Raw genomic sequence first — 14912 nt, 5'->3', positions numbered from 1 at the left:
TCTGGTTTATGCTCGGCGTGAGCAGAATTAGATAAATATAAGCAAAAGCCAGAGTTGCATAACTCTGGCTTTTACTCGTTTATACTGTCTTAGCGCTGAATCAAATTACGACTCTTGAGCATCCGATGCCCTTCACGCTTGATACACTCAACCAACGGGTGATCATCCATCTCTGCACGCCAGATAAACGAAATCGCGCGATCCATCTTGAGCTCAGGCACGTTAAGGGCAGCAAGTTCACCGCGTTCAATGGATGGAGCGACATCAAGATAAGGCAGACAAGTCAGGTATTTGCCGTTTTGTACCATAGTGCGGATAACCGGTACGTGGGAGTATTCTCTCCACACATCCAAGTCAGGGATCAATGGTACCATTGCACTTTCAAAGATCTCACGTGTACCCGCGCCACCCTCACGTAGTACCCACTGAGCATGCTCAAGTTGCGCCAGGCTGACGCGTTGATTTTTGGCATAAGGGTGGTGAGAGGCACTGACGATCACTAGGTGATCGCGACACCACTCTTCTTGGTGGGTGCGGTTATCATCACAGCGACCTTCGATGATCCCTAGGTCATACTTATAGTTAAGTACCCCTTCAATCACCCCTTGGCTACTTTTTACCTCAAGCCCGGTACGAATTTCCGGAAAGTCACTATCAATTGTACTGATAAGCTCCGGCACCAAGTGCTCTGCCGGTGTTTGGCTAGCGCCAATACTAATACTGCCGCTGAGTAGGTGTTGATCGTAGAAGCCCAGTTCAATTTGCTCGGCATCTTGTAATAGACGTTTCGCTCGCGGACGCAACCAGTTTCCCCAGTGGCTCAGGCGCATGTCCTTACCTTGGCGAATAAACAGATCGCGACCCAGCAGTTTTTCTAACTGGCTGAGTGACATACTGGCAGCCGATTGGGTTACGGCAAGTTTATCAGCCGCTTGGCTGACACTACCGAGCTCTGCCACCGCATCAAATACCGCTAATTGCTTTAACGAATAACGCACTATTACTCCTATTACCTAGATTAAAAATGAGTGCTCAGCCTAACCTTTTCTTCGCGATGCAGCGTTGTATGTCGCGTAGGTTGAGGCGAGTAAATTTAACAATTGAATCTTGTCGATTAAGCGCGCTGAGTATATCACGAATTGGGTGTAAATTATTCACCGTCTCAAGCCAAAACTACCCCAAGTATCCAGAGTGGTAGCCAAAAGACTCAACTCGATTTGAGTATTGGGTACCAATCGGCCATTAGACACCTTGTTACATTTCGGCAGATTAAGCTTGCCCAAATGCAAATAAAAAGAGCGATTTTTTACGTTATAAGAGAAACTGATAAGCCCTAAAGCCCCGCCAATAAAGGGATTGCTGATTTTGCCTTGAAAGATTTTGCCTGCGGTTTGTTGGCTATGAAACGCCCAAATCAGCACTATTGATAGATAGGGAATCGAACCAAACTTTGATTTACGACAAAAGTAACTATCAGAAAAATTGAATTAGAGATTAAATTAAATCAATTTTACTAATATAATGCCCCTCGGTAACCTACTCATCGGCAGCGCAAAGAGCCTGCTTTTTAGTTAGTTCGAAACGAATTACGACAGCGGTGTTGGCTTTATATTAGGAGATTGTTATGAGTGCTTTGCTTACCGTTAGAGATATTGTCAATTCTCAAGCCCCTACTTTTAGTGTGGATACTTCTTTGTCATCAGCAATTGATACGTTGATTGAACACCAAACCAATGGTGCCCCTGTACTGGATGCAGAGGGTCAGTTGGTGGGTTTCTTATCAGCGCACGATGTGATGGTAGAGATGTGGTGTCAGGACTACTTGCCTGACTACACAGTAAAAGTCGGTCATCTGATGAAAACAGATGTGGTGACAATGAACCTTGAAGACCGTCTTACTGACGCTCTTGAAGAGTTGGCACTGGATAAGGAGCAACTGTATCCAACTAGCGGCATGGGCTATGCAACTCAAATGACCACGCTTTCACTTGAAGAGCGTGCGAAGTCTATCAAGGTCAACAAGCCGCAGATCCTGCCAGTGCTCGACCAAGGTCAGTACGTGGGGGTTGTTTCTCGTCAAGAAGTGTTGAAAGCCCTTCGCTCACTGTTCAATGACTCACCGAGTCAAACAACAGAAGCAACGGCGCCTGCAAACGTGGCGTAGTTACCCGTCGAACTTAATAATTCGCTCACGGCTTTGCCTTCGCTAGCAGTCAGGACTTTGTGCACTAAATATGCACTTAGGCCAGGGCAGCTGTGAGCCATAAAAATATAGCTTTTTATTTGGAGTTGTAATGGAACAAGTTTCCCATCTATATGCTTTCAACCACTTTTTTATCGCGTTGGTAGCATTGACAATTATGGTACTGGTTGCTCGTACTATCGTTGCAGGCACTAAGTATTCATCACTATTGGTTATCGTAGTTGCAGGTCTTGGCCTGGGTGCGTTGCTAGTGAAAACGGGCATGGCACAGCCGGGTCTGGGTGAATTCCCAGTTATCGTTATTGCCGGTCAAACCACGGTTATTGCACTGATCGCCTCTTTCTTCGTTGGTGGTCAAGAAATCAAGCGTCTGTTGGCAAAAGAGAACGTTGAAGATAATGACACCAGTTTCTTCCAGCCTTCGACCAAAGAAGTATTCATGGGTACGACCAGTACTCAGCTAACGTACATCGTGCGTGGTTTCTTCCTTTTGATCGGTATTCACGCGGCTGACGTGTTGCTTTCAGGTCGCACTGACAGCGCAATCCTTGGCGATTCTTACCTACTATTTGCTTACATCTGTTTGTCTGTTGGCTTTATCTTTATCGATAGCCGCGCTAAATCATCAAACAAAGCACTTTACATCCGTAAGGGTGTGGTAGAAATCCTAGCGATCATCGTGGTACTGAACCTATCTCTGGTTATCTCTAAGGCAATCGCACCTATCATTGGTCTACCACAGATCTTCTTCGCGATGATCCTATCTTCTGGCCTAGGTATGCTACTTCCTAAGTGGAAACTGGGTCCAACAATGAACTCGCTACTGTTCGCTGGTATCCCTCTAGTTCTTTCTGGTGGTTTCCTAGTGGGTGGTTCTCACATGCTTGAAGCGTTTGGCATCCCAGGTCTACAAAGCGTTATCGTTTACGGTTTCGCAGGTCAGGTATTCTGGATGTTCGGTGGTCTAGCACTACTTATCTTCATCGGTAAAGCAAACTTCCTGCGCAACCTAGCGCCAGGTATGGCAGGTGGTCTTTCTCACTCAGGTCTGACGGGTGCGTGTACTGCAGGTGACTTTGGTTCTCAAGCGGCTTCTCGTGCGCCGATTATGATCAACATCCCATTCGCAGGCCACATCTTCGTATTTACTATCCTTGCAGCAAGTGCAGAAGCGGGCTACCTAATGGTTGGCTACACGCTACCTCTAATTGCAGCAGGTGCAGCATTTGTGTTCTTCTCACTGAAGAAACTACGTAATGCAAACGGCTGTGAGCAAACTGAAGTTAAAGGTCTAATGCAGTTCTCGCTAGGCTGGCAGATCATGGCGGTATTCGGTAGCTTTACTATCCTATCGCTAGCAGGTATGTCACTTGAGCACGCATCTATGTCTGCTTCTTCTGGTCTATCTCACTTCGGTCTATACGCAGCAGTACAAGAAGGCATGTTCGGTGCAACAGCAGCAAGCCTAATCACCTTTACCTTCGCAATGACATTCCTAGTACACCCACTTGTATTCGGTATGTTTGGTAAAGCGGCTGAGAACGGCGGTGTAATGGCAGAGAAAGGCGTCGCTATCCTAGCAAGTCTAGGTGCAATGGGCGTACTTTACTCGCTAATGACTATCTAATTGAGTCTCTCAATCAGATAAATTAAGCAACCGCTTAAATGCAAACAGCAGCCGCTTTGTCGGCTGCTGTTTTCGTTTTAGTTTGGGAAAAAACCTGCACCTTATTGAGCAATAAACTGCTTTTGAAACTGGGTGGGCGTCTGCTTGGTAAGGTTTTTAAAGTACTTTACAAAGTTACTCGCGTCCTCAAAGCCGAACTCATAGGCTAACTGCTGTGAGCTGCAATTGCTCAACACCAGTTCGCGCTTCATCTCCATCACGGTAAACGCATCAATCATCTGCTTAGCGGTCAGTCCTGTCGCAAGCTTGCACACCTGATTCAGGGTTTTATAAGTAGTGTTAATTTTACCCGCATACCAGTTGGCATCGCGAGTGGCACGATAGTGCGCTTGCATTAGCTCGATAAATCGCGCCAGTTTGTTGCTGTGTTCGCTCGATAAGGTGTGGGGTTGGTCATGCTCACGATGTCGGTTGACCATCAGCGCCAGTGCCGAAAATAGGTACATGGCCATCAAAGTATCTGGCTTATCTTCAGCCAGCTCTTGGCTAAGATGATCAACATAGCTATCGACTCTGCGCCGGTAAGTCGCGGAGAGTTGCACGAGCGGGCAATGCGAGTGGCTAAGATGGGTTGGGGCATAGTGGGGCAGGCGCATATTGGCATGGACTTGATCGAGAAAGGCCTGGGTAAACAGGATAATCTTACCTTTTGCATCTGAGGAGAAGTCAAAGCTGTGCACCTGTTCGCGCTGGATGAAGATCATCGAGCCGGGCTGGTAGCTGTAGGTCTCGAAATCTACCATGTGCTGGCCGATTCCCTCTTCTATATAGATAAAAGCAAAAAAACCGACGCGATGAGGGCGAGTCGGATCGGGGGTGAGGTTTTTGCGCATCGCGAGGGATTGCAACTCAACAATATCTAAGTGAGTATAATTGTCCTGTTTTAAGCGAAAGCTAACGTGGGGGATGTCCATCTCTGTCCATAAGGCCAAAACCTGCATGTAATACTGATAACTACATGCAAAATTAGAACAGATTTCACCGACACGCAAAAAGGCCGCCGGACGGGCAGCCTTGTTGACTGTATAAGGAGTAACTAATAGCGTGGCTTATTCAAAGCCAAACTTGCCGTTAGTATTTTTCCACTCAGACTCTGCCGGGATAGGCTCGATGGTGTCCCAGTGCTCGACAATCATGTCATTCTCTAGGCGGAACAAATCATAAAATGCGACGTGCTGCCCCATAAACTGCCCCTCACTAATAGATAGGACAAAGTTGCCTTCACCTAGCACCTTATGGTTGGTGGTGTATACCATCGGCTGACCGGCCTTAGCCAACTCTTCAAGAGCAACCCCCAAACCGCTTAAACCGTCGGCGACCATAGGGTTGTGTTGCAGGTATTCGCTGTCTTCATTACCAATGTAGGTATTGATTTTTGACATGTCGCCGTCCATCAATATGTCTTTGACAAAGTTGGTGACTATCTCTTTGTTAGACTCGGTTTTATCTAGGTCAGTGGCCTCGGTGGGACCATCAAGCTGGGTGCGGCCGCTTGGGTTTTTCGGCGCAACTTCCTGCAAGTTATCCCAGTGTTCGACGATTAAGCCGTCTTCAAAGCGGAATACGTCAAAGCCAACCTTAGGGCCAAAAAAGTTATAGTCGGTGTGTAAAAAGACATAATCGCCATCTTGGAATGCGCGCTTGACTTGGGCTTTGGCACTGCCTTCGGGCAGCATTTGCATCACCTCACCAAAGCCTGCCAGACCGTCAGCAACACCAAGGTTGTGCTGGACATAGTTCTCCGGGTTGATATACCCAATCGCACTTTGATCGCCGGTTTCAATACTAGAGATAACGGCTATGGCTTTGTCTTTGTTGGTCATATCGTCGGCTTCCATCGTTGAGGCATGAGCTGAAACATGGGCTCCTGTCGCCAAGAGAGCGGCAGAGAAAAGGGTGGTTTTCGCGAACGTTGCTATTGTCTTCATGGGGATCACCTTTTACTTAACTCGCCATCAATAGTAGGAGGGTACTGTTACCCCTGCCGTGTTGATTTGGGCCAAATTATGGTGAATATCGAACGTTCACGGCTCAACCTTAGACTTATTCTTTAGCCGGCTTGAGTGAGTTAGCTTTGCTTCAGGCGTGAAATTATGTGTAAAACGATGAAGAGTTTTCGCCCTAGTGCGTTGAATCTTGCTCACATTAAGGGCTTAAAAAGCCAATTAACGAGAAAAAATTGTCAATTAGCCTTGAAAAGCCAATAAAAGCCCCCAATTTCTCCTGTTGATTGACGCTTGTGTAGTGGCCAACGGTCAAAATTGGTCGAAAACGGAGCAGTCAACTTTAAAAAGCTAATAATGAGGGATCGATACAAGGGTTCGGCTCGACAGGCTAAGCTCAGGTGGTTAGAATGCTTCGTCTAAAATTTTACCCTGAGACTAATCGGAGATACCTTTAAAGGCAGGCTGCCCTGGGCACGGCTGCTGAAGATATCACTCATTAGTCCGGTATGCGGCTGAGTAAGCCGGGTATCGATACTCAATTTGAATAAGCGCTTTTTGCGCGCTAAACAAGGATGAAGCCTCGCAGACATTGTGGATGCGTGGCTCATACGCTCAGAAAATTCTGAGCCATTTTTGAGGTTTATAAAAAATGCAAGTTACTGTTGAAACGCTAGAGGGCCTACAGCGCCGTCTTAACATTACTGTTCCTGCTTCTAACATTGAAGATGCAGTGACAGCTGAACTACGCAACATCGCTAAAAACCGTCGTTTCGATGGTTTCCGTAAAGGCAAAGTGCCTCTTAAGATGGTTGCACAGATGTACGGTAAAGCAGTACGTCAAGACGTTCTAGGCGAAGTAATGCAGCGTCACTTTATCGAAGCAATCGTTAAAGACAAGATCAACCCAGCAGGCGCTCCAACTTTCGAACCAGTTGAAAACGTTGAAGGTCAAGACCTAGTATTCAACGCAACGTTCGAAGTTTACCCAGAAATCGAACTGTCTGGCCTAGAGACTATCGCAGTTGAGAAGCCACTAGCAGAAGTTAAAGACGCAGACGTTGAAGAGATGATTGAAACTCTTCGCAAGCAGCAAGCAACTTGGACTGAAGTTGAAGGTGCTGCTGAAGAAGGTTCTCGCGCTACTATCGATTTCGTTGGTTCAATCGACGGTGAAGAGTTCGAAGGCGGTAAAGCTGAGAACTTCCCACTAGAAATGGGCGCTGGCCGCATGATCCCTGGTTTTGAAGACGGTATCGTTGGCAAGACTGCAGGCATGGAATTCGAAATCGACGTAACCTTCCCAGAAGATTACCACGCTGAAAACCTAAAAGGTAAAGCGGCTAAGTTTGCTATCAAAGTAAACAAAGTTGAAGCTCGTGAACTTCCAGAAATCAACGACGAGTTCGTTGCTAAGTTCGGTGTAAACGAAGGCGGTGTTGACGCACTTAAAGCTGAAGTTCGCAAGAACATGGAGCGTGAGCTTAAGCAAGCAGTTAAGAACCGCATCAAAGAGCAAGCGATCGACGGTCTAGTTGCAGCGAACGAAATCGACGTTCCAGCAGCACTTATCGATCAAGAAATTGCAGGTCTACGTCAGCAAGCTGCACAACGCTTCGGTGGTAACCCAGAAGCCGCTGAGCAACTTCCACGTGAACTGTTCGAAGAGCAAGCTAAGCGTCGCGTATCTGTAGGTCTTCTACTAGGCGAAGTGATCAAGTCTGAAGAGCTAAAAGCTGACGATGAGAAAGTGAAAGCGCTTATCGAAGAGATGGCGACAGCATACGAAGATCCATCAGAAGTTATTGCTTACTACGAGCAAAACCAACAAATGATGGACAACATGCGCAACGTTGCTCTAGAAGAGCAAGCTATCGACGCAATCATTGCAAAAGCACAAGTAACTGAGAAAGAAGTTGCCTTTGGCGAGCTAATGAATCAGCAACCTGCTGCTTAATAGGCAGAAACGACGCTAACAGGTTGACTAACCGTTAACTCATCTGCTAACAATGGTCCGTGTGATAGGTTATCATTCGGGCCATTTATTTTAGGGATATAAGACTATGAGCTACCAAGAAAAAAATGCAATGTCGCCAATTCTTAACGCGCTAGTACCTATGGTAGTAGAGCAAACGTCTCGCGGTGAACGTTCATACGATATCTACTCTCGTCTACTCAAAGAGCGTATAATTTTCTTAACTGGTCAAGTAGAAGACCAAATGGCGAATCTCGTTGTTGCCCAGCTACTTTTCCTCGAGTCTGAAAATCCAGATAAGGATATTTTCCTATATATCAACTCACCGGGTGGTAGTGTGACGGCGGGTATGTCGATTTATGACACCATGCAGTTCATCAAGCCAAATGTGAGTACCGTATGTATGGGTCAGGCGTGCTCCATGGGTGCCTTCCTGCTAGCGGGTGGTGCGCCTGGCAAACGTCATGTACTACCTAACTCTCGCGTGATGATTCATCAGCCACTAGGTGGTTTCCAAGGTCAGGCATCGGATATCCAGATCCATGCGCAAGAAATCCTTACCATTAAGCAGAAGCTGAATAAGTTGCTTGCTGAGCATACAGGTCAGCCACTGGAAGTTATCGAGCGCGATACTGATCGTGATAACTTCATGTCTAGTGATCAAGCGGTTGAGTATGGCCTAGTAGACTCTGTATTGAACCATCGCGGTGAATAAAGGTTTACGGCGAATATAGGTTAACGGCGAGTGGACGGATGTCTATCACTCCAGTTGCGACAAGCAATATTGAGTGATATGTAGTAAACTCGTAACGAAAGAAATAAAGGCTAAGAGGTTAGCGAATGACAGATAAAAGCAAAGATTCAGGTAACAGTAAGTTACTGTACTGCTCTTTCTGTGGCAAAAGCCAGCACGAAGTTCGCAAGCTAATCGCAGGCCCTTCGGTTTATATTTGTGATGAATGTGTCGATCTGTGTAACGATATTATTCGTGAAGAGATCAAAGATATTCTTCCTAAGCAAGAGTCTGAGGCGTTGCCGACGCCGAAAGCCATCCGTGATCACCTCGATGATTACGTGATCGGTCAAGACTACGCGAAAAAAGTGTTGGCGGTAGCGGTATACAACCACTACAAGCGTCTGCGCAATGGTGACACCACCAAAGAGGGTGTTGAGCTTGGTAAGAGTAACATCTTGCTGATCGGTCCAACAGGTAGCGGTAAGACGCTATTGGCTGAGACGCTGGCGCGTTTCTTGGACGTTCCATTTACCATGGCAGATGCAACCACACTGACCGAAGCGGGCTACGTTGGCGAAGATGTAGAAAATATCATTCAAAAGCTGCTACAGAAATGTGATTACGATGTTTCTAAAGCAGAGCGCGGCATCGTTTATATTGATGAAATTGATAAGATTTCACGCAAAGCAGAAAACCCATCGATCACTCGAGATGTTTCAGGTGAAGGCGTACAGCAGGCACTATTGAAATTGATCGAGGGCACAGTCGCTTCTGTACCACCACAAGGTGGTCGTAAGCACCCTCAGCAAGAGTTCTTACAGGTTGATACCTCAAAGATCCTCTTCATCTGTGGTGGTGCGTTTGCCGGTCTCGATAAGGTGATTGAGCAGCGTGTCGCAACGGGTACAGGTATCGGCTTTGGCGCGGAGGTACGCTCTAAAGACGAATCTAAGACGCTGAGTGACTTGTTTAGCCAGGTTGAACCAGAAGATTTGGTGAAATATGGCTTGATCCCAGAGTTCATCGGCCGTCTACCAGTGACGACGACGCTGACAGAGCTTGATGAAGACGCACTGATCCAGATCCTATGTGAACCGAAGAATGCACTGACCAAACAGTACGCGGCACTCTTTGAGCTGGAGAATGCTGAACTTGAATTCCGTGAAGATGCCCTACGCGCGATTGCGAAGAAGGCAATGGAGCGTAAGACAGGTGCACGTGGTTTGCGTTCAATCCTAGAGGGTGTGCTTCTAGAGACCATGTACGAGCTGCCATCAGCGACAGACGTGAGCAAAGTGGTTATCGATGAGTCGGTGATCAATGGTGAGTCTGAGCCATTGTTGATTTACAGCAACAATGACAGCCAAGCCGCTGGCGCAGAGTAATCCTCGGCGCAGTGATTGCATATAAAAAGGAAGCAGATCTTGCTTCCTTTTTTTTATTCCGTCATTGAAACCAACCAATTAGCCCCCATATATTCCAAATAAAGTATAAGCGGAAGAGAGAACTCTATGAACTTGGAACGTTCCGAGCGTATTGAAATCCCAGTATTACCTCTACGTGATGTGGTGGTTTACCCACATATGGTCATTCCTCTGTTTGTTGGACGTGAGAAGTCAATCCAGTGCCTGGAAGCGGCGATGGACAACAACAAACAGATCTTGCTTGTGGCGCAAAAACAAGCAGACAAAGACGAGCCGGGTATCGAAGACCTATTTGATGTCGGCACGGTTGCAACTATTTTGCAACTGTTAAAGCTCCCTGATGGTACGGTGAAGGTACTGGTTGAAGGTCAGCAGCGTGCCAAGATTGAGCAGTACAAAGACAACGATTTCTTCCTGGCTGATGCCCAGTTCTTAACCACGCCAGAGCTTGACGAGCGAGAGCAAGAGGTTATCGTACGCAGCGCGATCAGTCAGTTTGAAGGCTTTATTAAGCTGAACAAGAAGATCCCACCAGAGGTACTGACGTCTCTGAGCGGTATCGACGAAGCTGCACGCCTGGCTGATACTATTGCCGCTCATATGCCGTTGAAGCTTGATGATAAGCAGCAAGTACTAGAGTTGTTGGACGTGACTGAGCGTCTTGAGTTCTTGATGAGCCAGATGGAGTCGGAAATCGATATCCTTCAGGTTGAGAAGCGCATTCGCGGTCGTGTTAAGAAACAGATGGAAAAATCACAGCGCGAGTACTATCTGAATGAGCAAATGAAGGCGATTCAGAAAGAGCTTGGCGAGAGTGAGGACGGCGTTGACGAATTCGAGGCTCTTAAGCAGAAGATTGAAGAATCGAAGATGCCACAAGAAGCCAAAGACAAGACAGAGCAAGAGCTACAAAAGCTTAAGATGATGTCGCCAATGTCCGCCGAGGCTACTGTGGTTCGCAGTTACATTGACTGGATGGTTGGTGTGCCTTGGGCTAAGCGCTCAAAAGTGAAGAAAAATCTTGCTAAAGCAGAAGAAGTACTCAATGAGGACCACTACGGTCTAGAGCGCGTGAAAGAACGTATTCTAGAGTACCTCGCGGTGCAAAACCGCATCAATAAGCTGAAAGGCCCAATTCTGTGTTTGGTTGGTCCTCCTGGTGTGGGTAAAACCTCACTAGGTCGCTCAATTGCGTCGGCAACGGGTCGTAAGTACGTGCGTATGGCGCTTGGTGGCGTGCGTGACGAGGCGGAAATCCGTGGCCACCGTCGTACCTACATCGGCTCTATGCCTGGCAAACTTATTCAGAAGATGTCGAAAGTCGGGGTGAAAAACCCATTATTCTTGCTCGATGAGATCGACAAAATGTCCTCTGATATGCGTGGCGACCCGTCATCGGCATTGCTTGAAGTTCTTGACCCTGAGCAGAACAATGCGTTCAACGATCACTACCTAGAGGTTGATTACGACCTGTCGGATGTGATGTTTGTCGCTACCTCAAACTCAATGAACATTCCAGGGCCTTTGCTGGACCGTATGGAAGTGATCCGTCTGTCAGGTTACACCGAAGATGAGAAGCTCAACATCGCTAAGCGTCACTTAGTCGAGAAGCAGATGCAGCGTAATGGCCTCAAGTCTGGTGAGGTAGTGATTGAAGATTCTGCTATTGTCGGCATCATTCGCTACTACACGCGTGAAGCGGGTGTGCGTAACCTTGAGCGAGAAATTTCAAAAATCTGTCGTAAAGCAGTGAAAAATATCTTGCTAGACACACAACTGAAATCTGTCACGGTTAGTATGGACAACCTCAAGGAGTACTTGGGTGTTCAACGCCATGATTACGGTAAGGCTGATGATAGCAATCGCATTGGTCAAGTGACAGGGCTTGCTTGGACAGAAGTCGGCGGCGACTTATTGACTATTGAGACAGAAGCGATGCCTGGTAAGGGTAAGCTGACTCAAACTGGCTCACTAGGTGATGTGATGCAAGAGTCGATTCAAGCTGCCATGACGGTTGTACGTAGCCGTGCTGAGAAACTCGGCATTAACAGCGACTTCTACGAGAAGAAAGACATTCACGTGCACGTGCCTGAGGGCGCAACGCCGAAAGATGGCCCAAGTGCGGGTATCGCTATGTGTACGGCATTGGTGTCCAGCCTAACGGGTAACCCTGTCAAAGCTGAGGTTGCGATGACCGGCGAAATTACCCTGCGTGGTGAAGTTTTGCCAATTGGTGGTTTGAAAGAAAAACTGCTTGCTGCACACCGCGGTGGCATCACTACCGTGCTGATTCCGAAAGACAACGAACGTGATCTCGAAGAGATTCCTGACAATGTTATCGCCGACCTCAAGGTGATTCCAGTGCAGTGGATTGATGAAGTATTGAACGTTGCTTTGGAAAATGCGCCAAGTGGTGTTGAAATTGTCACTACAAAATAGTGATATACAGCAAAAATAAGTAAAAGATTGCGCTGATACGTCTAAAAAGGCTTGTCAGCGTTTTTTTTGAGCGCTAACGTTACAAACTATGGCTGAGCCTTTATGTAGCAAGGGCTCGGCTGATGATTAACAAAAATAAATTGGAATGAAACTACCTCAATCTTCGTCAGGTAGACTTTAAGGGGAATAATGTGAATAAGACACAACTAGTAGACAAAATTGCAGAAAACGCGGATATCTCAAAAGCATCAGCTGGCCGTGCGCTAGACGCTTTTATTGAAGCGGTAGGCGACACTCTACAGTCTGGTGACCAAGTGGCACTTGTTGGCTTTGGTACGTTCAGTGTTCGCACTCGTGCCGCGCGTACAGGTCGTAACCCTAAGACTGGTGAAGAGATCCAAATCGCTGAAGCGAACGTTCCTGCGTTTAAAGCGGGTAAAGCGCTAAAAGATGCGTGTAACTAATTGCATCTTTTCTAATCTCGGTTAGCAGTGATTGCTAAGTGAAACAAAGATTTACACTTAGAACCATTTATAAGTGAACGATTTTAAAAAATGCGCATCATACTGATGCGCTTTTCTTTTTCTGTTATCATCGCGCACAAGAATATTTATTAGAAGTGAAACTTCGGAGCTTTATACATGATGGAGCGTATACGCGAAGGCGTTAACAGCCTAGCGGTCAAGATCATCCTCGGGATCATTATCCTTTCCTTTGTCTTTGCTGGTGTCGTCGGCAACCTAGGTGGCTCAGGTAACTCTGCAGCCTCTGTCGGTGATGTTGACATTAGCCGTGGTGAGTTCGAGCAGGCTTACCAAAATGAGCGTAATCGTATGCAAGCTCAGCTCGGCGAGTACTTCTCGGCGATGCTTGGTGATCCCGCTTACGTCGCTTCATTCCGTCAGTCGGTTCTCGATCGTATGGTTAACGATGTTTTGATTGAGCAGCATGCTAAGAAGCTTGGCCTGCGTATCAGCGACGATCAAGTCCGTCAGCTGATGCTCGATATGCCTCAGTTCCAGACTAATGGTCAATTCGATCAAGACATTTATCAAGCTACGTTGCGCCGCGCGGGCTATAGCCCAGATGCGTTTGCAGAGTATTTACGCCGTGATCTAGTACGCGACCAGCTTTTGGCTGCAATCCAAGGCAGTGAGTTTTCTTTAAACAGCGAAGTTGAGCTGCAAGCTACTCTGCTGGGTCAGACTCGTGATATCCGTAAAGTGGTTCTTTCGCTTGAAGAATTTGCAGGTAACGTTGAGCTAAGCGATGAAGAGGTTGCGGAATACTACCAGCAAAACGCACAGCGTTTCACCCGCCCTGAGCAGCTTAAAGTGTCTTACCTTGAGCTATCGGCGATGGCCTTGCGTGATGCAGGCGCGGTTTCTGAGCAAGACGTTGAAGAGTATTACCAGCAAAACATCGAGCGTTACTCGTCGGAAGAGCAGCGTGAAATTAGCCATATCTTGGTTAGCGAGCGTGATGCTGCTGAAGAGGTATTGGCGTCACTGACTGCAGGTGCGGACTTTGCGCAGTTGGCAGAAGAGAAGTCAGAGGACTTTGGCAGCGCAGATCAAGGCGGCTCTTTGGGCTGGATTGAGCGTGGTGTGATGGACCCAGCGTTTGAAGATGCAGCGTTTGCTCTTGCTGAGCAGGGTGAGACCACTGAGATCGTTGAATCTGCTTTTGGTTTCCATATCATCAAGCTAACCGGTATCGAGGCATCGACAGCGAAGCCACTTGAAGAAGTTGCTCAAGACATCGAGCAAGAGCTGCTTGATCAAGCTGCGGTTGACGAGTTTTACGCTAAGCAGAACGATCTAGAGCGTGTCGCTTTTGAGTTCCCTGACTCACTGGATGACGCAGCAGAAGCGATCGGCGGCGAAGTTGTGACGACTGATTTCATTTCACAACTTGATGCACCAGAAGTGCTAATGGCTCCAGCTGTGATGCAAGCGCTTCTGAGCGCGGATGTGAAAGAAGACGGTCTAAACTCTGAAGTGATCGAAGTGGCACCTGAGCACGTTATTGTGGTGCGCGTCGAGGAGATGCGTGAAGAGATGGTACTGCCACTTGAAGAGGTTGAGGAAGACGTTGTTGCTCAACTATCACAAGTTAAAGGTGAGCAAGCGGCTTCTGAAGTAGCACAAACGTTACTTGAGGCTCTGCGCTCTGGTGATGAAGCGGTACTTGAGGCTCAAGGCGTTGAGTTTGGTGAGATCGAGACGATTGATCGCCGTTCACCACTTGCTGAAACCGTATTCGCTATGGTCAAGCCGGTTGAAGGTGAGCGAACCTTTACTCGCGCAACCGAGATGAATGGTGATATTGCCATTGTTGAGCTTAACGATATCAATACTGAAATCGACCCTGAGTTCAATGATCAGATTGGCTTCCAGCTTGAGCAAACCAATGCTCAGCAGGACATGCAAGGCCTGATCGAAATTCTGCGTCAAGAAATCAGCGTGGATTACTACATCAACTAAGCTAGGCCGAATAAGGTCA

11 protein-coding genes are annotated in these 14912 nt (G+C 47.3%); 8 read left to right on the top strand and 3 right to left on the bottom strand.

What is annotated here, in order from left to right:
* Positions 1 to 89 precede the first annotated feature (89 nt).
* A complete protein-coding gene (locus tag ACSTTG_RS10670; protein ID WP_438474775.1) occupies positions 90 to 998 on the bottom strand; it encodes a LysR substrate-binding domain-containing protein in 909 nt (302 codons plus the stop codon).
* Positions 999 to 1624: 626 nt separating this feature from the next.
* Between ACSTTG_RS10670 and ACSTTG_RS10665 the strand changes: the two genes are divergently transcribed.
* Together ACSTTG_RS10665 and ACSTTG_RS10660 are read left to right on the top strand one after the other, a co-directional pair.
* The gene (locus ACSTTG_RS10665; protein ID WP_438474774.1) at positions 1625 to 2164 is read left to right on the top strand and encodes a CBS domain-containing protein; all 540 of its coding nucleotides are present in this window, start codon (positions 1625 to 1627) and stop codon (positions 2162 to 2164) included.
* A 130-nt stretch (positions 2165 to 2294) separates the two neighbouring features.
* Positions 2295 to 3830, top strand: coding sequence for a hypothetical protein (locus ACSTTG_RS10660; protein WP_438458408.1), 1536 nt, complete (start codon positions 2295 to 2297; stop codon positions 3828 to 3830).
* Positions 3831 to 3931: 101 nt separating this feature from the next.
* Here the strand turns inward: ACSTTG_RS10660 and ACSTTG_RS10655 are convergent, their stop codons facing one another.
* Both ACSTTG_RS10655 and ACSTTG_RS10650 read right to left on the bottom strand, forming a co-directional pair.
* On the bottom strand, positions 3932 to 4804 hold the full coding sequence (locus tag ACSTTG_RS10655; RefSeq protein WP_438474773.1) for an AraC family transcriptional regulator: 873 nt from the start codon (positions 4802 to 4804) through the stop codon (positions 3932 to 3934).
* Positions 4805 to 4939: 135 nt separating this feature from the next.
* Positions 4940 to 5818, bottom strand: a complete 879-nt coding sequence (locus tag ACSTTG_RS10650) for a nuclear transport factor 2 family protein (protein WP_438474772.1) — start codon at positions 5816 to 5818, stop codon at positions 4940 to 4942.
* A 667-nt stretch (positions 5819 to 6485) separates the two neighbouring features.
* Between ACSTTG_RS10650 and tig the strand changes: the two genes are divergently transcribed.
* The 6 genes from tig to ppiD all read left to right on the top strand — a co-directional run bounded on the left by tig (position 6486) and on the right by ppiD (position 14893).
* On the top strand, positions 6486 to 7790 hold the full coding sequence (tig, locus tag ACSTTG_RS10645; protein ID WP_438458411.1) for a trigger factor: 1305 nt from the start codon (positions 6486 to 6488) through the stop codon (positions 7788 to 7790).
* A gap of 106 nt (positions 7791 to 7896) precedes the next feature.
* On the top strand, positions 7897 to 8523 hold the full coding sequence (gene clpP, locus ACSTTG_RS10640) for an ATP-dependent Clp endopeptidase proteolytic subunit ClpP (RefSeq protein WP_438474771.1): 627 nt from the start codon (positions 7897 to 7899) through the stop codon (positions 8521 to 8523).
* A gap of 125 nt (positions 8524 to 8648) precedes the next feature.
* Positions 8649 to 9929, top strand: a complete 1281-nt coding sequence (gene clpX / locus ACSTTG_RS10635) for an ATP-dependent protease ATP-binding subunit ClpX (RefSeq protein WP_438474769.1) — start codon at positions 8649 to 8651, stop codon at positions 9927 to 9929.
* Between the two features lie 126 nt (positions 9930 to 10055).
* Positions 10056 to 12407, top strand: a complete 2352-nt coding sequence (gene lon / locus ACSTTG_RS10630) for an endopeptidase La (RefSeq protein ID WP_438458414.1) — start codon at positions 10056 to 10058, stop codon at positions 12405 to 12407.
* Between the two features lie 191 nt (positions 12408 to 12598).
* Positions 12599 to 12871 carry an HU family DNA-binding protein gene (locus tag ACSTTG_RS10625; RefSeq protein WP_438458415.1) on the top strand — a complete coding sequence of 91 codons (273 nt, stop codon included), beginning with the start codon at positions 12599 to 12601 and terminating at the stop codon, positions 12869 to 12871.
* Between the two features lie 177 nt (positions 12872 to 13048).
* Positions 13049 to 14893 carry a peptidylprolyl isomerase gene (ppiD, locus tag ACSTTG_RS10620; protein ID WP_438458416.1) on the top strand — a complete coding sequence of 615 codons (1845 nt, stop codon included), beginning with the start codon at positions 13049 to 13051 and terminating at the stop codon, positions 14891 to 14893.
* Positions 14894 to 14912: the final 19 nt, after the last annotated feature.

The organism is Vibrio glycogenivorans, from assembly GCF_051660965.1.
GTDB lineage: Bacteria > Pseudomonadota > Gammaproteobacteria > Enterobacterales > Vibrionaceae > Vibrio.
Note: the sequence above shows the minus strand (reverse complement) of the source record. Positions and strands in the feature narration are given on the sequence as shown.

What these genes read in the sequence shown, in the direction of transcription:
- ACSTTG_RS10665 (WP_438474774.1), top strand. Translation starts at nt 1,625, where the DNA reads ATGAGTGCTTTGCTTACCGTTAGAGATATTGTCAATTCTCAAGCCCCT.
- ACSTTG_RS10650 (WP_438474772.1), bottom strand. Translation starts at nt 5,818, where the DNA reads ATGAAGACAATAGCAACGTTCGCGAAAACCACCCTTTTCTCTGCCGCT.
- tig (WP_438458411.1), top strand. Translation starts at nt 6,486, where the DNA reads ATGCAAGTTACTGTTGAAACGCTAGAGGGCCTACAGCGCCGTCTTAAC.
- ACSTTG_RS10655 (WP_438474773.1), bottom strand. Translation starts at nt 4,804, where the DNA reads ATGGACATCCCCCACGTTAGCTTTCGCTTAAAACAGGACAATTATACT.
- clpP (WP_438474771.1), top strand. Translation starts at nt 7,897, where the DNA reads ATGAGCTACCAAGAAAAAAATGCAATGTCGCCAATTCTTAACGCGCTA.
- ppiD (WP_438458416.1), top strand. Translation starts at nt 13,049, where the DNA reads ATGATGGAGCGTATACGCGAAGGCGTTAACAGCCTAGCGGTCAAGATC.
- lon (WP_438458414.1), top strand. Translation starts at nt 10,056, where the DNA reads ATGAACTTGGAACGTTCCGAGCGTATTGAAATCCCAGTATTACCTCTA.
- ACSTTG_RS10660 (WP_438458408.1), top strand. Translation starts at nt 2,295, where the DNA reads ATGGAACAAGTTTCCCATCTATATGCTTTCAACCACTTTTTTATCGCG.
- clpX (WP_438474769.1), top strand. Translation starts at nt 8,649, where the DNA reads ATGACAGATAAAAGCAAAGATTCAGGTAACAGTAAGTTACTGTACTGC.